Below are 21489 nucleotides of genomic sequence, written 5' to 3'. Positions count from 1 at the left end.
GGTACCCGTCCGGCCTGCGGCGGGCCGAATGGTGAGGTCAGTTGGACAGTTGGTCAGTTGGACAATGGTCGGCCGTCGGCGTCGGTCAAGGAGCCGGTGAGGATCAGCACGAACTCGATCAGCGCCCAGATCGCGGTGAACGGCGCGAGGAACCCCAGCGACAGGACGGTGATCAGCAACTGGGCGATCCCGCGACCGGTGTGACCGAGGTAGAAGTTGTGCACACCGAACGTGCCGAGGAAGAAGGCCAGCAGGGCAGCCGCCACCTTCGACCGTGACGAGTTCGGGCGGTCGCCGAACTGGGCGTAGGGGGACGCAGCCGGGTACGGCGCGATCGCCGAACCCGGGTGGTCGTGACCGGGGCCGTAACCGTAGGGGGCGCCGTACCCGTGGTCGCTGCTGGTGGTCTGGTTGCCGTACCCGTGATCGTAGGGGCGACCGGCGGTGGCGGGGTCGAAACCGGACTGCGGCTGTCCCCAGTCCGCCGTCGGGTCCGGGGTCCGGTACGGGGCGGTCGCTTCGGCGGCCCAGGGCGGGGCATCGGCGCCTGGGGTGCCAATGCCTTGTCGAGGTGGCTCACCGGCTGCCGGGTTGGGCTCGTACCCCGTCGGGACGTACCCCTGCTCGGTGGCGTAGGGGTCTGCTGGGGAATACGGATCCGACGGGGAGGGATTGGTGTGATAACCGGGCCACTGCTGCGACATGGGGCTCCTTGTCCGTCGAACCTCCGTCGATTCTAGGCGCTCGGTCCGACATCGAGGAGGGCAGCGGCAGCAATCCCCGGGCTCATTCGGGGATCTCGACCTCACCGGCGACATCGTCGAACTCGTCCAGGAACTGCAGGGTGGCCTCGGACTGGGTGAGGTCGAAGCTGACGATGCCCTCCACCTCGTCGTCGGTGTCGAGTGTCCCGCTGCCCAGCAACGGGCCGTACCCGTCGCGTCCACCGGTGAAGGTGACCTCGCCGTCGCCGCTGTCCACCCGGAAGGCGGCGGGATTGTGGTAGCACTCGCCGTCGGCGCAGGTGATCTTCAACTTCAGCACCAGGTAGGACTTCTCCGGCGGTACGGCCTCGGCATCGGCGCCCTGCTCGTGCCAGGCGAACTCCACCACCTGCAGGGTTCCCCGGCCGGTCTGGGAGACGAACTCGGTCTCCGGCCCGGAGCGCGGCTCGACGTCGTCGGGCTCGAAGCTCGGCGTGGCACTCTCGTCGGGAAGCGGTGGCGGGCTGCCCGAGGCGATCGGTGGGGTGGTCGGTTCCGGCGCGGTGACCGTGGTGCCGCCGCAGCCGCCGGCGAGCAGGACGGTGCCGACGGCGACTCCGGCGAGAAGGCGGTTGCGCACCCGCCGATGATGCCACGATCGGCATCCGTGCCAGCTCAGGCGCGATGCGCGTCGCCGCTCAGATCCAGCCGCGGTTCGCTGCCTTCACCCCGGCCTCGAAGCGGCTGTGGGCCTCCAGGCGATCGGTCAGATCGGCGATCAACCGGCGAAGGGTGCGTACCGAGATCTGCAGCCGCCGGGCTGCGGACTCGTCGGTGTGGCCGCTGCCGAGCAGGCGCAACACCTCCGCCTCCTGGGGTGTCAGTCCGCGGCTGTTCGGGACCGGGGCGGCATCGAGTTCGGTCGAACGCTCCCAGGTGATGTCGAACAGTGCCGTCAAGGCAGTGACCACCCCCGGGCTGTGCACCTCCAGTGCGCCGAGTTGTGGTTCATCGGGATCGATCGGGATCAAGGCGACCTCGGAGTCGATCAGCACCATCTGCAGCGGCACCACCGGGGTGGTCCGCAGGCCGCTGCCGTGATCGGCCAGCCAGCGTGCGTACTCGAGTGTGCCGGGCTCATTTCGCAGACTGTCCGGGTAGATGCAGCGCATGACCACACCACGCTCCAGGGCCTGGTTGTTCAACGGACGGCTTGCCTCGATGGTGTCGGTGGACACATTGCGTTGGGGTGCCAGCGCGTCACAACTGACCTTCGCCTGCTGGCTCAGATCGACCAGCCGCATCCGGACCGCGTCGAGGGATGTCAGCTCGATGATCGCCTCGTGACTGCGGAACTCGGCGTACTCGAAGGCCATCTCGGTGATCTGTCCCCGAGCCAGATCCGCCGCGCGGAGTCGGTCCTGGGCGTCACGTTCGACCTCGCCGATCAGGCCCGCGTAACCGAGCTGCGGCGGCACCGCATGAAGCCCGCCCTGCTCATCGGCGGTGGCCAGCTTCACCGACAGGAGATTGTCGAGCGCCGAGCGGGCTTGGTCGTGGTCGATCTGCAATCGCTGCACAAGCTGTGGGAACGCGGCCCCGGGCGTCTTCAGCAGCTCCCGGTACACCAAGCGTTCGGCGTCCCCCAACTCGATCACTGACTCTCCTCCGTAATGGGCAACAAGATGCCATGCATCATCCTGCCAGTGATCTGGCGAGACATGAGGATGGTTCGGTTGCAATGATCTTGCTACGCGGCACCCGGGGTTCGATGGTCGAACTCCTCGGAGATTCGGCAGACATGTGTCCCCCCGCCAAGTCTCGGACCCCGGGCCGCGTGCCCCCCGCCTTCGTAGAAAAATCTGGCTGAGGAGTCGTGCGCGGTGACGATCAAAACGGTATTTGTGAAGGTTGCCTTGGCGACCGCATTGCTTGTGGGAGTTGCCGGAAACGCTGCGGCAGTCGCGCCCAGCACCACCGGTGACACCTCCGTGCAATCGGTCCGCGTCGCGAACGGATTCGGCTGGTAGCCGACCGGACGCGACCCATCGAAGACTCCCCCCCAGAATGAGCACCGCGCGATGCGCGGTGCTCATTTTTCTTCCCGGGACTTTGCTGCCAACGGCGCCGGTACGTGTGAGCGCGGGATACCGTCAGCGAGATACCGATCCACCGGTGATCGGAACGCTCGGCCCGTCGCCGACTCATCGGTTCCGTCACCGTGCTTCGAGATTCGTCGACAGGGGGAGCAATGAACTGGCGGATGCCTGCCGAAACCGCACCGCACCGGCGGACCTGGATGGCCTTTCCCCGCGAAGGCATCACCCTCGGTGCCGATCCTGACTCCGGTTACCACGCATGGTCGGAGGTGGCGAACGCCGTCGCCGCCTACGAACCGGTGGTGATGGTGGTCGACCCGACCGAGCTCGCCCGGGCCCGAAGTCTGCTCGACCCGCAGATCGAACTGCTGGAGGCACCGCGGATCGCCGCCGCTGCCTATGCCCGCAGCAGCTGGGCCATCGCGGCCCAACGGGCGATCGCCCTGGCCGCCCTGCGCGAGGACGGCCTGGGCCCGACGATCGACGAGCTCGGGCGTCAGTTGCAGACCTGGGTCGGGCTCTACGACGGCGCTGCCGGACTCGTGCGCAGTTCCGGACCGCTCGCGGCGGATGTGGCCGAGGAGATGGGTACACAGGTGCGGCGACTGCTCGCCCGCCGGACCAGCGCCGGCGGTGCCGCTCGGGTGGGCGAGCGGACCGTCCTGCTGCAGACCCTGGGTGCCGGAGGGATCCACCACGGGGCGCTCGCGATCGCCGCCGAACGTCTCGACAGCGAGGCCCGTGGCGTGGTCACCTCGGTGGCCGCGATGGCCGGTTTCGCCTTGCGCCAGAACGAAACCCTGGCGCGTACCCATGCCTCGCTGCGGGCCGGTGTGATCGGCGCGCTGCTCGCCGGTGACGAGACGGTGGCACGGGAGATCGCCAAGGCGGTCTGGGGCGATCTGCCGACCGGCCGGGTGCGGGTTGCCGCCACCGAACAGGCCGATGGCCTGTCCGCTCACCTGCGGCTGCACGACGGCGACCTGTTCTTCGGTGCCGGTCCGGACGGGCTGTTGTTGATCATCCCCGGTGAACGCGACGAACTGCTGAATGGGATCGCCGAGCGGTTCGGGGTGGCCATCGGAGTGTCCACCCCGACCACCCTCGGCGAATTCGACCGGGCCGTCGAGGAGGCACAACTCGCCCGGCGGCGCGGCAGCGGAGTCAACCGATTCAGCCCGATGGCGGTGGGCCTGTTGGCCGACGCCGATGCCCGAACCGTCGCCCGTGCCCGGGCACTGTTGCGTCCGCTCGCCGACCACGACACCGCTCGCGGTACCGACCTGTGCGCCACCGTCCGGACCTGGCTGCTGCATGACGCACGGATCGAGGACACCGCCCGGGCGTTGGGGACGCATCGACACACCGTCCGATCCCGGATCCGTCAGGCCGAGCAACTGCTGGGACGCGACCTGTCCTCCTTCGCCGTCCGGGCCGAGCTGTGGTACGCGCTGCTGGTGGCGGGCTGACCGGTCACGGATGGGCCCACATCACCAGGTCGGAAAAGCTGCCGTCCGGTTCCGGCTCGGTCTGCCGCAGTTCACCGACCCGTCGCCAGCCGGCCTTCTCCGCAACCCGCTGCGAGGCCCGGTTCCGCGGGTCGGCGAGCAGATGCATCGACGGCGACCAGCCCGCTGTGCGGGCGTGGTCGGTGGCGAGCCGCAGGGCCTCCACCCCGACCCCGCGTCCGCGAGCTCTCGGGTGCACCACGTACCCGACCGAGGCCCGGCGGGCGTAGTGGTCGAGATGGTTGAGGTGCAGCGCGCCCAGGCATGTGTCGGTTCCCGGATCGGCCAGGGCGAAGGCGGCCAGTCGGCGACGCGCGGCGCCGTCGCGACAGTCCTCGATGAAGCTCAGCGCATCGCTGCGGCGGTACGGGTCGGGAAGGTTCACCAGGTACTGCCGGGACTCGGGATCGGCGAAGGCCTCGGCCAACCGGTCGGCATCGTCCTCACGCAGCGGGCGCAGCCGTACCGTCCGACCGTCGAGGGTCGGGATCTGCAGCCAGGGCACCACCGGTCGGTGGAGGTCGGGCAGGCTCAGCGAGCCCATCCAGCCGTCCACCAGTCCGCTGCGCAGCGGAACCCGCAGCCGGCCCACCCCCTCGAAGATGAAACCGGCGTCGTGGGCCGCCTTCCGCGACGCCCAGTTGCCGATCGCTGCGTACCAGCGGATCACCTGCACCCCACAGGTGGAGAAGGCCCAGACGGCGACCTGACGTACCGAACGGGCCATCAGACCGCGACCGCGGGCGGTCGGGTGCAGGACGAACCCGACCTCGGCCTGTCCGGGGTCGGTGAACCGGAGGTCGACCTGGCCGCAGTATCGCCGGACACCGTCGACCTCGTCCTCGATCGCGAAACCCGCCTGCGTGCCTTCTCGCCAACCCCGGGCCTGGACCTGTTCGAGAAAGCCGCGCGCCTCGGCGATGCCGTAGGGGGCGGGCACGGTGGTCCAGCGGATCGTCTCCGGATCCCGGGACTGCTCGATCACCGCCGGTAGATCCTCCTCGGCGAGCGGGCGCAGCCGTACCCCGGTGAGGGTGTCCTGCAGCTCCGGGACACCGTCGGGGAAGCTGGTCCGTCGGCTCGCATTGTCCATGGCCGTATGCAATCGGCGACCGGTGGGCTGCCGCAAGCCGGTTTCCGCTCCACCGGGGTGGACCGATCGGTTGGCAATCGCGCACAGGCTGGTGGGAGGATCGGAGCCATGGCAAGTGAGCGCGTCCTGTCCCTGTTCCAGCCGACCGGTGATTCCTTCCACCTGGGGAACTACCTGGGTGCGCTGCGGCAGTGGGCGAGTATGCAGGGGGAGTACGAGACCTTCTTCGGCATCGCCGATCTGCACTCGCTGAACGAACAGCCCGACCCCGAGGTCTTGCGCCATCGGGTGGTGCGCAGCGCGGCGCAGATGATCGCCGGCGGCATCGACCCCGAACGCTCGGTGCTGTTCCTGCAGTCGGCGGTCCCCGAGCACACCCAGCTGATGTGGGCACTGAGCTGCTACACCGGCTTCGGGCAGGCCTCCCGGATGACCCAGTTCAAGGACAAGTCGGAGCGGCGCGGGTCGGAGACGACCAACGTCGGCCTGTTCACCTACCCCGTGCTGATGGCCGCTGACATCCTGCTCTACCAGGCGCACAAGGTCCCGGTCGGGGAGGACCAGCGCCAGCACCTGGAGTTGACCCGTGACCTCGCCGTGCGCTTCAACGGCCGGTACGGGCAGACCTTCGTGGTGCCCGAACCGCACATCGTGAAGTCGGTCGGCCGGATCGTCGACCTGCAGGATCCGACGATCAAGATGTCGAAATCGGCCTCCTCGCCGACCGGTCTGATCGAACTGCTCGATGAGCCGAAGGTGACGGCGAAGAAGATCCGTTCCGCGGTCACCGACTCGGGTCGGGAGATCGTCTACGACCCGGAGAACAAGCCCGGGGTGAGCAACCTGCTGACGATCATCGCCGCGCTGCGCGGGACCGACGTCGCGGCAGTGGCCGAGGAACTGGCCGGCGGTGGTTACGGCGACCTGAAGAAGGCAGCGGCCCAGGTGGTCGACGAACTCGTCGTACCGTTCCGCGCCCGGACCTTCGCACTGCTCGACGACCCGGCAGAACTGCAGCGGATCCTGGCCCGCGGCGCCGAGCGTGCGCGGGAGGTCGCCTCGGTGACCCAGGTCGACGTCTACCGCAAGTTGGGCCTGCTCTGATCGTCGCGTTCGGCCTGTGCTGATCCGCGGCTGGCTCACCTGCGCCGCGCAGAAGACAAACGTCACACTCGATCGCGCCGGTCCGTCGACACGCCGAGGGACCGGCACCGCCGCCGGATCGAGTGTGACGTTCGGCTAGTGCTGCTGCTCGGTGTGAACACACCTGACCACCTCTCCGGTGCCCGAACCGGTGTTGGTTAGGCTGCCGAACGTGGTGGTGCCGGGAATGACGGTCAGCTCCGACGACGGATCGGAGTTGCTGACCTCCGAGCGTGTCGGCCCGTTGCTGAGCGCCGCCGTCTCCCATGCCGGAGGCCGGCTGGTCGAGTGGCGGATCGATCACGTCGACACCCAGCCCAACCATTCGACGACCGCCACCTTCTCCACGGTGGTCGACTGGCCGCAGGGGCGGCGGACCGAGTTGTTGGGGGTGAGCGCCCGGGCGGGGCAGACCACCAGATCCGATTCCCGGGCCGAGATCTTCCACGACGGCGATCGGGAGGTGGTGGTCTGGATCCACCCGAAGGACCCCGATCTGCCGGGCTTGCGGCGACTGGCCTATCCGGCCGAGATGGCCCAGGTACTCGGCCCGCTGGTCGGGCGCGACATCTCCGCCGACGAGGTGGAGATCGAACTCCTCGGGTATCGCCCACGCCGCCGGGCGGTGGCCAGGATCGTCGTCCGCGGCCTCGGTGCCTGTTATGTGAAGGCGGTACGCACCCGGGCCGTCGGTCCGATGCGACGCCGTCACCAACTGCTGTCCGGTGCCGGTGTGCCCGCCCCGGAGGTGCTCACGATCACCGAGGACCATCTGCTGATCCTGCGTGAACTGCCCGGTGTGCCCCTGGCCTCGGCCCTCTTCGAACCGACCGCACCGTGCACCGCCGAGGACCTGATCGCCACCTTGGACGCGATGCCGCCGGCGGTGGCGGCGCTGAACTCGCGCTCGTCGTGGGTCGCCTCTCTCGATCACTACGTGGAGATGGTCAGTCGCGCGGCGCCGGACCAGGCCCGGCGACTGGACGAGATCGCGGCCATCGTCAAACAGGGGTTGGCCGGTGTTCCGGCCGGCACCGAGCCGACCCACGGCGACTTCCACGAAGGACAGGTCCACGTCTCCGGCGGCCGGGTCGTCGGATTGTTGGACATCGACACCATCGGTCCCGGACGCCGCGCCGACGACCTCGCCTGCATGGTCGCCCACCTCTCGACGGTGCAGCGGATGAACACCCGGCAGGCCGAACGGGTGCAGAACCTGCTGGCCACCTGGGTGCCGGTCTTCGACGACCGGGTGGATCCGGTGGAACTGCGATTGCGTGCCTCGGCCATCGCGATCTCCCTGGCCACCGGGCCGTACCGGGTGCAGGAGCCGAACTGGCATGCCGAGACGGTCGGCATCGTCGACGCGGCCGACACCTTGGCCCGCCGAGCCGGCTGAACCTCGCCCGCGGTGCCGACCGGCGCGGCCACGTGGCGAACGGCCGAACCATGACCGCGGCCCAAGGGCTAGGATCGAATTTCGTCATGAGAGAGGCAAACAGAACGGATATGTCCGACCCGTCAGCACCCGATCGCGCAGTGACGGCCGACCGCTCGGCGGGTACGGGAGCTGCGGCGGTCCCCAGCGAACGCGAACTCACCGAGTGGATCACCACCCGCGCAGCCGAGTTGCAGCCCGGTCTGGTCGCCGTCCGGCGCGACCTGCACGCACACCCGGAGTTGGGCCGCGAAGAGGTGCGCACCACCGAGGTGATCGCCGAACAGCTGCGGCGACTCGGGTTGCAGCCGTCGGTCCTCCGGGTTGGCACCGGCCTGACCTGCGACATCGTCCCCGACTTTGTCGACCCCGATGCGGGACTGCTCGGGCTCCGTGCCGACATCGACGCACTCCCGTTGACCGAGACCACCGGTCTGCCGTTCGCCTCCACCAACACCGGGGTGGCGCATTCGTGTGGTCACGACGTGCACACCACGATCCTGCTCGGGGTGGCCCAGTTGCTCACCGAGCTCCGCGACCAGGGAAAGCTGGCCCGCGGTGTCCGGTTGATCTTCCAGCCGGCCGAGGAGTCCTCACCCGGTGGGGCCATCGACGTGGTCGGCGACAACCGGATGCTGGGCGTGGACGAGGTCTACGCGCTGCACTGCGATCCCGGTGTCGACGTCGGCCAGATCGGCCTGCGGACCGGCCCGATCACCTCCGCGGCGGACAAGGTGACCATCGAGGTGCACGGTCCCGGCGGCCACACCTCGCGGCCCCAGCTGTCGGCCGACCTGATCGGCGGCCTGGCCGATCTGGCCAATCGGCTGCCGCTGCTGTTGTCCCGGCGGGTGGATCCCCGCGGTACGGCCTCCCTGGTCTGGGGTGTGATCGAGGCCGGCCATGCCAACAACGCCATTCCCGAGGCCGGATCCCTGAAGGGAACGCTGCGCTGCCTGGACCCGGCCACCTGGCGGGCGGCTCGCACCGCACTCCCGGGACTGGCCAAGGAAGTCGCCGCCCCCTGGGGGGAGCTGGAGGTGCAGGTCTTCCTCAGCGGGGACATCCCGCCGACGGTGAACCACCCCGCCGGTGTCACCCGGCTGACCCGCGCCGGGCAGGCTGTGCTCGGCTGGGAGGCGATGGTGGACACCCCGCAGTCGCTCGGCGGGGAGGACTTCGGCGTGCTGCTGTCGCATGCCCCGGGAGCGATGGCCCGGCTCGGTGTGCGCTCGGTCGGTGGCCACGACTGGCCCGATCTGCATCGTCCCGATTTCATGGCCGATGAGGGTGCGATCGAGGTCGGTGTGCACTTCCTGACCGCCGCCGCGGCGCTCTGAGCGTACCCGCAGGTAACAGCTCAGTATCGGCGCTGCGGAAAGTCTCACAACGCGGACTCGGCTCGGTAGTGTTCGACCCTGTCATGTGGGAGAACCCACCGATGTTCAGGAGTCGCATACATGAAGAAGTCATTCCTCGCCGCCGGTACGACGGTTGGCGCACTTGCCCTGGCGATGGCCGGATGTGCCGCACCTCCCGGGGAGACCGAGCCCGGCGGGGAGGCCACCGGCGGTAGCACCGCGGCGACGTCCGATTTCACCGCCTGCATGGTCTCGGACTCCGGCGGCTTCGACGACAAGTCGTTCAACCAGACCTCCCACAAGGGCATGACCGACGCCGCCTCGGCGCTGGGCATCGAGACCAACGAGATCGAGTCGACCAGTACCGCCGACTTCGCCCAGAACATCCAGCAGATGGTCGATGCCGGTTGTGGTGTGATCGTCACCGTCGGCTTCCTGCTGGCCGATGACACGATGGCTGCCGCGGAGGCCAACCCCGATGTCGACTTCGCGATCGTCGACGCGGCACCGGAGGGTTACGAGGACCTGGACAACCTGAAGCCGCTGGAGTTCAACACCGCCGAATCCAGCTTCCTCGCCGGATACCTGGCCGCAGGTGTCTCGCAGACCGCCAAGGTCGGCACCTTCGGTGGCCAGAACATCCCGACCGTGACCATCTTCATGGACGGCTACGCCCAGGGTGTGGAGTACTACAATCAGCAGAAGGGCACCGACGTCCAGGTACTGGGCTGGGACTCCGAGGCCCAGGACGGACAGTTCGTCCCCGGTGACACCCCGTTCGAGAACGTCCAGGGCGGACAGCAGACCGCGCAGAACCTGGCCAGCCAGGGCGCCGACGTGATCCTGCCGGTCGCTGGACCGGCCGGTGAGGGTGCGCTGCAGGTCGCCCAGCAGAGTGGCGGCGATGTCCGCGGCATCTGGGTCGACACCGACGGTTGTGAGAGCGCCGAGAGCTACTGCGACATCTTGTTGACCTCGGTCTACAAGGGCATGGACCTGGCCGTGCAGCAGGCGATCACCGATTCGTTCAACGATCAGTTCACCAACGAGGCCTATGTCGGCACCCTGGAGAACGACGGCACCGGTCTCTCGCCGTACCACGAGGCGGAGTCCACCATTCCCGAGGAGCTGAAGACCGAGATCGAGACCCTGAAGGGCCAGATCGTCGCCGGCGAGATCACCATCGAGTCCGCGGCACAGCCCCAGGGATGACCGAATCCACAACGACGACCGGGCTGGAGCTGCGAGGGATCACCAAGCGCTTCGGCCCGGTCGTTGCCAACTCCGGCATCGACCTGCTGATCCGTCCCGGCGAGATCCACTGCCTGCTGGGGGAGAACGGCGCCGGCAAGTCGACCCTGATGAATGTCCTCTACGGGCTGCTGCAGCCCGATGAGGGAGAGATCCTGATCGACGGCCGGCCGATCCGGATCGACAATCCCAAGGACGCGATGGCGCGCGGGATCGGCATGGTGCACCAGCACTTCATGCTGGTCGAGCCGTTCACCGTGGCCGAGAACCTGATGCTCGGCCGGGAGGAGAGCACCGCCGGTGTGCTGAGCGCGAATCGTGCACGCACCCGGGTCCGGGAGCTCTCCGAGCGGTACAAACTGTCGGTCGATCCCGATGCCGTGGTCGAGGACCTGCCTGTCGGTGTGCAGCAGCGGGTGGAGATCATCAAGGCACTGGCCAATGACGCCGACTACTTGATCTTCGACGAGCCGACCGCGGTGCTGACGCCGCAGGAGATCGACGAGTTGATCACCGTCATGCGCGAACTGCGGGACGAGGGCAAGGCCCTGGTCTTCATCACCCACAAACTTCGTGAGGTACGCGAGGTCGCCGACCGTACCACCGTGATCCGCCGCGGCGCGGTGGTCGGTGAGGCAGAACCGGGCGCCACCGAGGCAGAGCTCGCCGAGATGATGGTCGGTCGGGCGATCAGCCTCACCGTGGACAAGGAACCGGCGCGGCCGACCGGAGCCCGGCTGCAGATCAATGACCTGACGATGACCTCGCCCTCGGGCCTGGTGGTCGTCGACGAGGTCAGCTTCGAGGTCGAGGGCGGGGAGATCCTCGGCCTGGCCGGGGTACAGGGCAACGGACAGTCCGAACTCGCCGATGCCCTGATCGGGCTGGCGCCGGTGAACAGCGGGTCGATCGTCCTCGACGGGCGCGACATCACCCAGCTGAGCCCGAAACAGGCCATCGAGGCCGGGATCGGATTCGTGCCCGAGGACCGCAAGCACGACGGATTCGTCGGTCCCTTCTCGGTCTCGGAGAACCTGATCCTGAACCAGTTCGATCGACCGCCGTTCGCTCGCGGGTTGGCACTGAACGGTCGCGCGATCGCCGACAACGCTGCGAAGTTGATCGAGGAGTTCGACATCCGTACCGGCTCGGCAGCGACGCCGGTGCAGTCGCTGTCGGGAGGTAACCAGCAGAAGGTCGTGCTCGCCCGTGAACTCTCCCGCCCGCTGTCGCTGTTGGTGGCCTCGCAACCGACCCGCGGGGTCGATGTCGGCGCCATCGAGTTCCTGCACAAACGGATCGTCGACGAGCGCGACAAGGGGACCCCGGTCGTGATCATCTCCACCGAACTCGATGAGATCCTGGCCCTGTCGGACCGGATCGCGGTGATGTATCGCGGACGCGTGGTGGGCATCGTCCCCGGTGACACCGGCCGCGAAGTGCTCGGTCTGATGATGGCCGGTGTTCCCTACGAGGAGGCGAGCAGCAATGTCTGATCAACTCGCACCGACCGAGCCCGCGCTGACCGGCGGCGGTGCCTCGACCCCGCCGGGTGGGCGGGGAGGGCTGCGGGCCTTCCTCTCGGATGTGAACCGGCGGCGCACCTGGTACGCCGATGCGCTGACGACCTTGATCGCGATCATCCTCGCCTTCCTGGTCGGCGCGGTCCTGATGATCATCTCCGATCCGGCCGTGATCAGTCAGTACGCGTACCTGTTCACCGCGCCCGAGCTTCCCCTGGGGGCGTCGTGGGAGAAGGTCTCCGGCGCCTACTCGGCACTGGTGGCCGGTTCGATCGGCGGATTGCGGCCACTGGCCGAGACGACTGCCCAGGCGGCACCGCTGATCTGCGCCGGTCTGGGTGTGGCATTGGCCTTCCGAGCCGGTCTGTTCAACATCGGCGCCCAGGGCCAGGCCGTGGTCGGGGCGATCGTTGCCGCCTGGGTCGGTTTCTCGATCACCGGCATCTGGTACCTGGCCCTGCTGTTGGCGATCATCGGTGGTTTCCTCGCCGGTGCCCTGTGGGGCGGCATCGCCGGATTCCTGAAGGCCCGGTTCGGTGCCCACGAGGTGATCGTCACGATCATGCTCAACTACATCGCCTCCGGTCTGCTCGCCTGGCTGTTGACCACCACCGCCTTCCAGCGGCCCGGGCGTACCGACCCGATCTCGCCGATCATCGACTGGTTCGCCACCATGCCGCGGATCGAGGGGACCCGGCTGCATCTCGGATTCTTCCTGGCCGTCCTCGCGGCGGTCGGGATGTGGTGGCTGTTGGACCGTTCCACCCTCGGGTTCTCGATCCGGGCGGTCGGTGCCAACCCGCACGCCGCCGCCACCGCCGGCATCTCGGTCGCCCGGACCACCGTGCTGACGATGATGATCGCCGGTGGTCTCGGAGGTCTGGCCGGCGCCCAGGCGGCGTTGGCACCCGGTGCAGGCGGTACCGCGGTGCCGCTGAGCGCGGGCCTGGTCGGCACGGTCGGGTTCGACGCGATCACGGTGGCGTTGCTCGGTCGCTCCAAGCCGGGCGGTGTGGTCTTCGCCGGCCTGCTCTTCGGCGCACTCAAGGCCGGCGGGCTGTCGATGCAGTCGGTGGCCCAGACCCCGCTGACGCTGACCGTGGTGCTGCAGGCCCTGATCGTGTTGTTCGTCGCGGCGCCGGCGCTGGTGCGTACCGTCGCCCCGTTCATCACACTGCTGCTGCGACCCGCCGGACGACGGGGGGCACCGGCATGAGCCCGCAGGAGGAGAACCCGGAGGAGGGTCGGTCGATGGTCGACGAGTCGACGGCCGGTCCGGTGAAGCCGCACGAGTCGGTCGAGCGCCGAGGCAAGGACGGACAGAGCGTTGCTCCGCAGGCCGAGCAGGATCCGGTCCGGCTGGAGTCGGCGCAGGCCCGCAGCCAGCGTCGATCGGTCGGCGTCCTGATCGGTGTGGTGGGGGTCGTGCTGCTCGCGCTGGCCCTGACCTCCACGGCCGGTGCGGCGCACTTCGCCTTGTCGAATGCCTTCGACACGGTGCAGTTGCCGACGATCACCCTGCCCGGTCAGCCGACGGTGCTGATCTGCGGTCTGCTGCTGGTCGGGGTCGCCGTCGGCTACCTGTACGGCAAGCAGTTCCGCCGCTGGATGCGTCTGCTCGGGACGATCGCCGCGGTGGCGGTCCTGCTCGGGTTCCTCACCTGGGCTGCGGCCGGCCGTGACCTGCCGTTCCCGCTGAGCAATCAGATCAGCGGAACGTTGACCTTCGCCACGCCGCTGATCCTGGGTGCGCTGTGCGGTGTGCTGTGTGAACGAGCCGGTGTGGTCAACGTCGCCATCGAGGGTCAGTTCCTGACCGCAGCCTTCACCGCCGCACTGTGTGCCTCGATCGCTTCCGAGGCCGGCGCCTCGAATGCGGTGGCGCTGACCACGGGATTGATCGCGGCGGTTCTCGGCGGCGTCGCCATGTCGGCCCTGCTGGCGGTGTTCTCGATCAACTTCAAGGTCGACCAGGTCGTCCTCGGTGTCGTGTTGAACCTGTTCGCCTCCGGTATCACCGGATTCCTCTTCGACCAGTTGGTGCAGGAGGACACGAGCGCGTTCAACTCGCCGCCGATCATGAAGCAGATCGCGATCCCGCTGCTCTCCGACATCCCGTTCTTCGGTTCGGTGCTGTTCGAGCAGACCGCCCTGGTCTATCTCGCGGTGGCTGCGGTGATCTTCGTCTGGTTCCTGGTCTTTCGGACCAAGTGGGGCCTGCGGGTCCGGGCGGTCGGTGAACACCCCGAGGCTGCCGACACCGTCGGTGTGAACGTCAACCGGGTCCGTTGGTCGGCGGTCCTGCTGGCCGGAGTCTTCGGCGGCCTGGGTGGCGCCTTCTTCACCATCGGCTTCAGTGGCGCGTTCATCAAGGACATGACCGGTGGCAACGGCTTCATCGCCCTGGCTGCGTTGATCATGGGGCGCTGGCATCCGATCTGGGCGACGCTGATGGCGCTGTTCTTCGGCTTCGTCACCCAGCTCGCCTCGCAGGTGCAGACCCTGGGCACTCCGGTGCCGAGCCAGTTCCTGTTGATGCTGCCCTACATCGCCACGATCATCGCCGTCGCCGGGCTGGTCGGCCGGGTGCGTTCCCCGGCAGCCAGCGGCAAGCCGTTCGACAAGAGCGAGTGAGTGCCTTGGAGGTCGACTTCGAGGCACTGCGGGCGCGTGCGCGTGACCTCACCGCACGCGCCTACGTGCCTTATTCGAAGTTCCCGGTCGGGGCAGCGGCGCTGGTCGACGACGGCCGGATGGTCGCCGGGTGCAATGTGGAGAATGCCGCCTACGGGGTGACCTTGTGCGCCGAATGCGGTCTGATCTCCGAACTGGCGGCGACCGGCGGTGGACGGCTGATCGCCTTCGCCTGTGTCGACGGTGCCGGCCAGCTGCTGATGCCCTGCGGGCGCTGCCGCCAGCTGTTGTGGGAGCACGGCGGCCCGGAGCTGCTGGTCGACAGTCCGGACGGCCCGGTGCCCATGAGCAGGATCCTGCCCTATGCCTTCGGCTCCGACGATCTGGACGCCTGGGCAGAACGCGGCTGACCCCGGGGCACGATCCGGGCCGGGCATTTGTGGTCGTCATCCGGTCGCAGCTGCCGGATACGGCAGCAGTGGCCGAATGACGACCTGAAATGTCGTGGCCGTGGACGCCTGCATGCCATCGCCGACCCCGGCTGGATGCGGTAACCACCCGACGGCATGCCGTGCTACCAGGATCCTGGCCCTTGGGCAGCTCCCGGGGCCGCGGGTAGCCTCGAAGACATGGCCAATTCACGAGCACTGATTGCAGTTACCGATTTCGGCGTGGAGGAGCCTGAGCTCCTCGAGCCGGTGTCCGCGCTCACCGAGGCCGGAGTCGAGGTGAGCGTCCTGAGCACCTCGGGCAAGACGGTGCAGACCGTCACCGGCGACAAGGACTGGGCCTCCACCTACGAGCCCGACGGCAGCCTGGAGGGTGTCTCCGCCGATGGATACGACATCTTGGTATTGCCCGGTGGGACCGTCAATGCCGACACGTTGCGCGGCAACGCCGACAGCCAGCGGCTGATCAACGAGTTCGCCGACGCAGGCAAGCCGATCGCCGCCATCTGTCACGCGCCGTGGGCGCTGATCGACGCCGGTGTGGCGAAGGGCAAGACGCTGACCTCCTACGAGAGCGTCAAGATCGACCTGGAGAACGCCGGGGCCAATTGGGTGGATCAGGAGGTGAAGCGTTGCCCGGCGAACGGCTGGGTGCTGATCACCTCCCGGAACCCCGGTGACCTGAAGGCCTTCAACACCGCAGTGATCGACGAACTGAACGGCTGACCGACACGGTCCCGCGACCCCGGCCCCGGCGGACCGCACTGCGGTGCGGCCGGGATCGGTTCATCCGGGTCCGTCACTCGCGGTCGGGCTGGGATCGTCAGTCCAGATCGGGCGGGATCCGGCGGGCGGCGGAGTTGATCAACGTCTCCGGCAGCCGGCCATCGCGGAACTCCCGGTCCGGGAAGGTGACGCCCACCGTGACACCGTCGCGGTGGGCGATCGCACGTCTGCCCCGAGGGATCGACGACCCCTCGTACGGTCCGCGAAGCCCGGGTGCATCCGTGGGGAGGGGACGCAATGCGGCGTCGTACACCTCCCGCGCGGGGTCACGGTCCCAGGTGATCTCGGTCAATGGTTCGACCGTCAGGGCGTCGTAGACCGTGCAGCTGCTCGTTCCGACCTCCTGCCAGATCCCGCTGACGACGACCGGCCGATCGAACGCCGACTCGACCGGCCGGGCGATCACGTCCCGGCAGGGATCGCCGGCGGCATCACGCACGTCCCGCTGGCTGATGCCGAGCTCGGTGAGCCGCGGCACCCAGGCGTTGCCGACGGCCAGCAGGTCCTGTGCGGACAGCGGCTGGGAGACCACGGGCCCCTGCAGATCGATGTCGTAGGCGATCGCATCGGTCAGTGTCCACAAAGCGGCCCAGCTGTCGTCGATGACCAGGCCGGCCCGATCCGTGCCCGCGACCTCGACCGGCTCGGCGCCCTCCAGGTGTGAATCGTCCCGGTCGTACCTCGCGGTCAGCGTCAGCGACGAGAACCCGGCATTGGAGGTGCTTGCGAACCCGCACTGCCAGTGAAAGGTCGAGGCGCTGAATCCCTCCGCCCGTGCATCGGGGCCGAGCAGGGCACGTACCGGTTCGATCGGCAGGCTCGCACAGGCCGCCCGGTAATCGGGGTGGGTGGTGCCCATCAGACCGGGCAGGGTGAGACCGCAGACCGCGACGAACGCGAGCAGGCCGGCCAGGACCAGACCCACTCGCCGGTCGGCCGCGGTGAACCTCGGCCGGATCCGGGGGACGGGCTGCGGTTTCCACGAGCCCTCGCGAACGGCCGTCCGGGAGCCGCTGGTCGGTTCGTCCAGCAACTCCCAGTTGCGCTCGGCCGGCGGCTGTCGGTCAGTGCACTCGTCGGCCATCGGCTGCGGTCCGGGTGGGCAGCTCGGCGATCGGACGGTCCATGTGCCGAGGCTATCCCGCCGCGCTGCGGACCCCCGGTTACAGTCAACATGGGAGGGCGTCGTCTCGAACCGGGAGACGGTCCACCATCTACACAAACTCGATCAATAGACTCGTGTTCATGGTTGATCATGTACCGACCCGCCTCGGAACGACCCGATTCCACTGGTTCCTGCCGACTCGCGGCGACGCCTCGACCCCCGGAGTCGTTCCGGCATTCCGGTCCGGACCGCGGGCCGGCGCCCGGGAGGCCGACCTGAGCTACCTGACCGAGGTGGCACAGGCGGCCGAGCGTGGTGGTTTCCACTCCGCGCTGACCCCTGTCGGCATCGGCTGCCCGGACCCGTGGGTGGTCTGCTCGGCGATCGCCGCCCGGACCGAACGGCTCGGTTTCATCGTCGCCCTTCGGCCGAGTCTGTCCTCGGCGACCCTGCTCGCCCAGCAGGCCGACACCTTCCGGAAACTGCACGGGGACCGGATCATCCTGAATGTCGTCACCGGCGGGGACCCGGCCGAGCAGGCCGCCTACGGCAGCCATGTCGCCCACGACGAACGGTACGAGATCACCGACGAGGTGTTGCAGGCGCTGACCCCGCTGTTGCAGGGGGAGCGGGTCGATCTGCAGGGACGGCATCTGCGGCTGGTCGGCGCCCAGCTCGTGGCGCCGGCCGGAGCACCGGTGCCGATCTTCTTCGGTGGCGCCTCCGATGCCGCGCTGGAAGTCGCCGCGAAGGCGGCCGACAGCTATCTCTTGTGGGCCGAACCGCCCGCCGAACTGGCTCCCCGGATCGCGCGGGTACGGGAGCTGGCCGGCGAGCGGCCGATCGGTTTCGGTCTGCGGGTGCATGTGATCAGTCGGGACACCGCCGAGGAGGCCTGGCAGGTGGCGGCGCAGATGCAGGCCGGTTTCGCCCCCGAGGTGGTCGCCAAGGTGCAGCAGCGGCTGCAGGCGATGGATTCGGTCGGGCAGGCCCGGATGCGCGGCCTGCGCAGCACCGACGTACCCGCCGATGTGGCCGACCTGACCATCGCGCCGAATCTGTGGACCGGTATCGGGTTGGTCCGTGAGGGGGTGGGCACCGCCATCGTCGGCAGTCACGACCAGGTGGTCGACCGATTGGTCGAGTACGCCGACCTCGGCATCGACGAGTTCATCCTCTCCGGATATCCACACCGCGAGGAGGCTGCTCGAGTCGGCGCCGAGGTGCTGCCTCGGTTCGCCGCCCGTCGGGCGGCTATGGTACGTACGAACCGGCTGGTTGCCGGGTTCTGAGGGAAGGTCGACGATGACTGCGAAAACCATCACCCGTCGCGGGATGCTGGGCTCCTTGGCCGGTCTCGGGATCGCCGCCACCCTCGGCTGCGGCGGTCCCGGCAGCACCACCGGTGGCGCAGCCGACCCGGTCGAGTCCGGGGGTGAAATCACCGGTGAGGTGAACTTCTACCACTGGCGCAACGAGGACAAGGCGATCCTGGACGAGCTGGCCGCCTCCTTCGTGGCGGCGCACGCCGGGGTCGAGCTGACCCAGACCATCGATCCGTCCGAGCAGTACCAGTCGACGGCCGCGCAGAAGGCCCGCGACGGTGCGATCGGTGATTCCCTGACCGCGCTGGCCGGTGCGCAGTTCAACCAGTTCGCCGAGTTGGGGCTGTTCGCCGATCTCAGTGATGCCGCCTTCGGTGGCAACTACGAGGCGAACCTGATCACTCCGGGTGCCTCCGGCGGCAGCCAGCTGGGCTTTCCGTACCAGTTGATCTTCAACATGCCCCTGCTGAACACCGACCTGGCCGAACGAGCCGGCCTCAGTCAGGCGCCGGCCGACTGGGACGCCTGGTTGGATGCGCTGGACAAGCTGCGCGGTATCGGCGTGGTGCCGATCGCCTGGCCGGGCAACGACCCCGCCAACGCGTTCCAGATCATCAACTCGCTGGTGATGAACCATGGGCCGAGCGACGACATGTTCGCCGGGATCGAGGACGGTCGCTACGCCGCAACCGACGACTGGTGGATCGCGGCGCTGACGCAGTTCAAGGAGTTGTCGGGGTACTTCCAGGATAACTTCGCCGGTGCCGGGGTCGATGGGGTGCTCGCCCAGTTCAGCCAGGGGGAGGCGGCGATCCTGCCGACCGGCAGTTACCAGATCGGACAGGTACGCGAGGCCGGGGGAGAGTTCGGCCTGGAGTTCGCCCCCTTGATGACCAACAGCGCCGACGAACAGCCGAAGTACGAGGGCATCTTCAACTCCACCTTCATCCTCGGAGTGAACTCCGCAGCAGGCAACGCTGCCGGCGCCCTGGCCTGGGTGGAGTTCCTGTCCCAGCCGGAGAATGCCGCGGTCTATGCCAACGGCACCTCCCAGCACGTCACGGTCAGCGGCGTGGAGTACGAGAACGCCGATCTGCAGGCACTGGCACCCTGGGCCACCCGGAACAACCTGTTGGCACCACGCTTCCAGTTCCTGAACCTGGACATCCGGTCGGCGATCGAGAACTCCCTGGTCGCCGTCGCCACCGGCGCCAGCCCGGAACAGGCTGCCGAACAGGCACAGAAGCTGGTCGAGGAGAACCGCTGAGCGTGACCGCGCCGGCCCGGGTTCCGGCCGGCGCGATCCGACGTCGGCACCGCCGGCGGGTCGACCCGCTGCTGCTGGTCTTCCTCGCCCCGGCCGCGGTGATCTACCTGTGGTTCGTGCTCTGGCCGACGGTGCAGGCGGTGCACTACTCGCTGACCGACTGGGACGGGATCTCGGCGGGATACACCAATGTCGGGTTGGACAACTACACGAACCTGCTGACCAATGACAGCGTCTTCGCCAAGGCGGTGGGCAATTCGTTCAAGTTCATGCTCACCGTGGTCATCGGCCAGACCGTGCTGTCCTTGCTGTTGGCGCTGATGTTGGTGCGGAACAGCCGTACCTCGGTGGCGCTGCGGGCCCTGTTCTTCTTCCCCACGATCCTGTCCTCGGTCTCGGTCGCGTTCATCTGGACCTTCATCTACGACCCGACCTTCGGCCTGGCCAACCGGTTGCTGGCCGGTGTCGGGCTGCAGAGTCTGCAGCAGCCGTGGCTGGGTGATCAGCAGCTGGCGATCTACTACCTGGCGATCGCCCAGATCTGGTTCCACACCGGGCAGATGATGGTGGTGTTCATCGCCGGGCTGCAACAGATCCCGGAGGAGTTGTACGACGCCGCGGCGATCGACGGTGCCGGCCGGTGGCAGCAGTTCAGCCAGGTCACCTTCCCGCTGGTTCGGCCGGCCACCATGATCGTCGTCGCCTACACCACGATCCAGTCGTTCAAGGCCTTCGACCTGATCATCGCCTCCACCGGCGGCGGGCCGAACTACGCCACCGAGATCCTGTCCACGCTGATCTACACCTCGGCGTTCCGAAACTTCGAGATGGGTTACGCCGCCGCGCAGTCGGTGATCTTCGTCGTGTTGATCGCGGTGATCACGGTGCTGCAGCGCAGGGCCGTCGCCCTGGCCTCGGGAGGCGGTGACCGATGAGCGTCGGCGAAACCGTACCCGGGCGTCGCCGCCGCCGGGATCTCACCGAGTTGCCCCGCTGGATCGTGCTGGCGATCTATGCGGTGCTGATCGTCGTACCGCTGGCGGTGGTGGTCTTCACCGCCTTGAAGACGACCACGCAGATGTATGCCGATCCGTTCGGCCTGCCCACCGATCCGACCATGTCGAACTTCACCGAGCTGCTCGGCGGTGACCGACTGGGTCGCAGTCTGGCCAACTCGGCGATCGTCACTGTGGTCTCGGTCAGTGCGACCTTGTTGCTGACTTCCCTGGCCTCGTTCGCGATCGTCCGGCTCGGAGGTCGGGCAGGCACCGTGATCTATGTGCTGTTCGCGCTCGGTCTGGCAGTTCCCGCACAGGTGGCGATGATCCCGCAGTACGTGATCTTCCGGCAGCTCGGGCTGACGAACTCGTTGCTGGGGTTGATCCTGATCAACATCGCCGTCACCTGTTCGGTGGCGATCTTCATCCTCACCGGCTTCTTCCAGACCCTGCCGAAGGAGCTGTTCGAGGCCGCGGAGGTCGACGGCGCCTCGAATTGGCACATCTTCTGGCAGATCGCGCTGCCCATCTCGGCACCGTCGGTGGCGGCGGTGGCGATCTTCCTGTTCGTGATGCACTGGAACGATCTGTTGTACCCGCTGTTGTTCATCACCGATCCGGAGAAGGCGACGCTGCCGAAGGCACTGCTGGACTTCAAGGGGGAGTACAGCACCAACTATCCGATGCTGTTCGCCGGGGTGATCATCGCCAGCATCCCGATGGTCGTGGCCTATGTGTTCCTGCAGCGGTGGTTCGTGGCCGGGATGACGGCCGGATCGTTGAAGGGCTGAGCCCGGCGTCGAGG

General features: G+C 68.0%; 19 protein-coding genes. 14 read left to right on the top strand and 5 right to left on the bottom strand.

Going from position 1 to position 21489, the window contains the following annotated elements; translation table 11 throughout:
* Positions 1-53: 53 nt before the first annotated feature.
* The 3 genes from CLV29_RS09155 to CLV29_RS09145 form a co-directional block, all read right to left on the bottom strand.
* On the bottom strand, positions 54-704 hold the full coding sequence (locus tag CLV29_RS09155) for a TM2 domain-containing protein (protein ID WP_133754594.1): 651 nt from the start codon (positions 702-704) through the stop codon (positions 54-56).
* An 82-nt stretch (positions 705-786) separates the two neighbouring features.
* Positions 787-1344: a hypothetical protein gene (locus CLV29_RS09150; protein WP_133754593.1), complete on the bottom strand. Its 558-nt coding sequence runs from the start codon at positions 1342-1344 to the stop codon at positions 787-789.
* 58 nt (positions 1345-1402) lie between these two features.
* The gene (locus CLV29_RS09145) at positions 1403-2362 is read right to left on the bottom strand and encodes a helix-turn-helix transcriptional regulator (protein ID WP_166649193.1); all 960 of its coding nucleotides are present in this window, start codon (positions 2360-2362) and stop codon (positions 1403-1405) included.
* Positions 2363-2967: 605 nt separating this feature from the next.
* Between CLV29_RS09145 and CLV29_RS09140 the strand changes: the two genes are divergently transcribed.
* On the top strand, positions 2968-4272 hold the full coding sequence (locus tag CLV29_RS09140) for a PucR family transcriptional regulator (RefSeq protein ID WP_208292820.1): 1305 nt from the start codon (positions 2968-2970) through the stop codon (positions 4270-4272).
* Between the two features lie 4 nt (positions 4273-4276).
* Here the strand turns inward: CLV29_RS09140 and CLV29_RS09135 are convergent, their stop codons facing one another.
* Positions 4277-5404: a GNAT family N-acetyltransferase gene (locus tag CLV29_RS09135; RefSeq protein ID WP_133754590.1), complete on the bottom strand. Its 1128-nt coding sequence runs from the start codon at positions 5402-5404 to the stop codon at positions 4277-4279.
* A 108-nt stretch (positions 5405-5512) separates the two neighbouring features.
* On the opposite strand from CLV29_RS09135, the gene trpS reads away from it, so the two are divergent.
* The 9 genes from trpS (at position 5513) to CLV29_RS09090 (ending at position 15929) form a co-directional block, all read left to right on the top strand.
* On the top strand, positions 5513-6508 hold the full coding sequence (gene trpS / locus CLV29_RS09130) for a tryptophan--tRNA ligase (protein WP_133754589.1): 996 nt from the start codon (positions 5513-5515) through the stop codon (positions 6506-6508).
* Positions 6509-6734: 226 nt separating this feature from the next.
* The gene (locus CLV29_RS09125; RefSeq protein WP_133755141.1) at positions 6735-7946 is read left to right on the top strand and encodes an aminoglycoside phosphotransferase family protein; all 1212 of its coding nucleotides are present in this window, start codon (positions 6735-6737) and stop codon (positions 7944-7946) included.
* A gap of 110 nt (positions 7947-8056) precedes the next feature.
* Positions 8057-9325, top strand: coding sequence for an amidohydrolase (locus CLV29_RS09120; RefSeq protein ID WP_133754588.1), 1269 nt, complete (start codon positions 8057-8059; stop codon positions 9323-9325).
* A gap of 120 nt (positions 9326-9445) precedes the next feature.
* Positions 9446-10558 carry a BMP family lipoprotein gene (locus CLV29_RS09115; protein ID WP_133754587.1) on the top strand — a complete coding sequence of 371 codons (1113 nt, stop codon included), beginning with the start codon at positions 9446-9448 and terminating at the stop codon, positions 10556-10558.
* A complete protein-coding gene (locus CLV29_RS09110; protein ID WP_133754586.1) occupies positions 10555-12093 on the top strand; it encodes an ABC transporter ATP-binding protein in 1539 nt (512 codons plus the stop codon). The genes CLV29_RS09115 and CLV29_RS09110 overlap by 4 nt, the downstream gene beginning before the upstream one ends.
* Complete coding sequence (locus CLV29_RS09105) at positions 12086-13336, top strand: ABC transporter permease (RefSeq protein WP_133754585.1); 1251 nt, start codon at positions 12086-12088, stop codon at positions 13334-13336. Before CLV29_RS09110 ends, CLV29_RS09105 begins: the two co-directional genes overlap by 8 nt.
* Positions 13333-14754, top strand: a complete 1422-nt coding sequence (locus tag CLV29_RS09100; protein ID WP_243831808.1) for an ABC transporter permease — start codon at positions 13333-13335, stop codon at positions 14752-14754. The genes CLV29_RS09105 and CLV29_RS09100 overlap by 4 nt, the downstream gene beginning before the upstream one ends.
* 5 nt (positions 14755-14759) lie before the next feature.
* A complete protein-coding gene (locus tag CLV29_RS09095; RefSeq protein ID WP_208292913.1) occupies positions 14760-15164 on the top strand; it encodes a cytidine deaminase in 405 nt (134 codons plus the stop codon).
* Between the two features lie 219 nt (positions 15165-15383).
* A complete protein-coding gene (locus CLV29_RS09090; protein ID WP_133754583.1) occupies positions 15384-15929 on the top strand; it encodes a type 1 glutamine amidotransferase domain-containing protein in 546 nt (181 codons plus the stop codon).
* 97 nt (positions 15930-16026) lie between these two features.
* On the opposite strand, the gene CLV29_RS09085 is transcribed toward CLV29_RS09090, so the two are convergent.
* Positions 16027-17073 (bottom strand): hypothetical protein, encoded by a 1047-nt coding sequence (locus CLV29_RS09085; protein ID WP_133754582.1) that lies wholly within the window; start codon positions 17071-17073, stop codon positions 16027-16029.
* 161 nt (positions 17074-17234) lie between these two features.
* Between CLV29_RS09085 and CLV29_RS09080 the strand changes: the two genes are divergently transcribed.
* Genes CLV29_RS09080 through CLV29_RS09065 form a run of 4 tightly spaced genes read left to right on the top strand, consistent with a single transcriptional unit; the run spans position 17235 to position 21475 of the window.
* Positions 17235-18386 carry an LLM class flavin-dependent oxidoreductase gene (locus CLV29_RS09080; RefSeq protein WP_133754581.1) on the top strand — a complete coding sequence of 384 codons (1152 nt, stop codon included), beginning with the start codon at positions 17235-17237 and terminating at the stop codon, positions 18384-18386.
* Between the two features lie 13 nt (positions 18387-18399).
* The gene (locus CLV29_RS09075; protein ID WP_208292819.1) at positions 18400-19686 is read left to right on the top strand and encodes an ABC transporter substrate-binding protein; all 1287 of its coding nucleotides are present in this window, start codon (positions 18400-18402) and stop codon (positions 19684-19686) included.
* A gap of 2 nt (positions 19687-19688) precedes the next feature.
* Entirely contained in the window at positions 19689-20621 is a 933-nt protein-coding gene (locus CLV29_RS09070) for a carbohydrate ABC transporter permease (protein WP_208292818.1), read from the top strand.
* A complete protein-coding gene (locus tag CLV29_RS09065) occupies positions 20618-21475 on the top strand; it encodes a carbohydrate ABC transporter permease (protein WP_133754580.1) in 858 nt (285 codons plus the stop codon). The genes CLV29_RS09070 and CLV29_RS09065 overlap by 4 nt, the downstream gene beginning before the upstream one ends.
* Positions 21476-21489 lie beyond the last annotated feature (14 nt).

The sequence above is a fragment of the Naumannella halotolerans genome (genome assembly GCF_004364645.1).
Classification (GTDB): Bacteria; Actinomycetota; Actinomycetes; order Propionibacteriales; family Propionibacteriaceae; genus Naumannella; species Naumannella halotolerans.
This window is presented reverse-complemented; position numbering and strand designations above follow the sequence as displayed.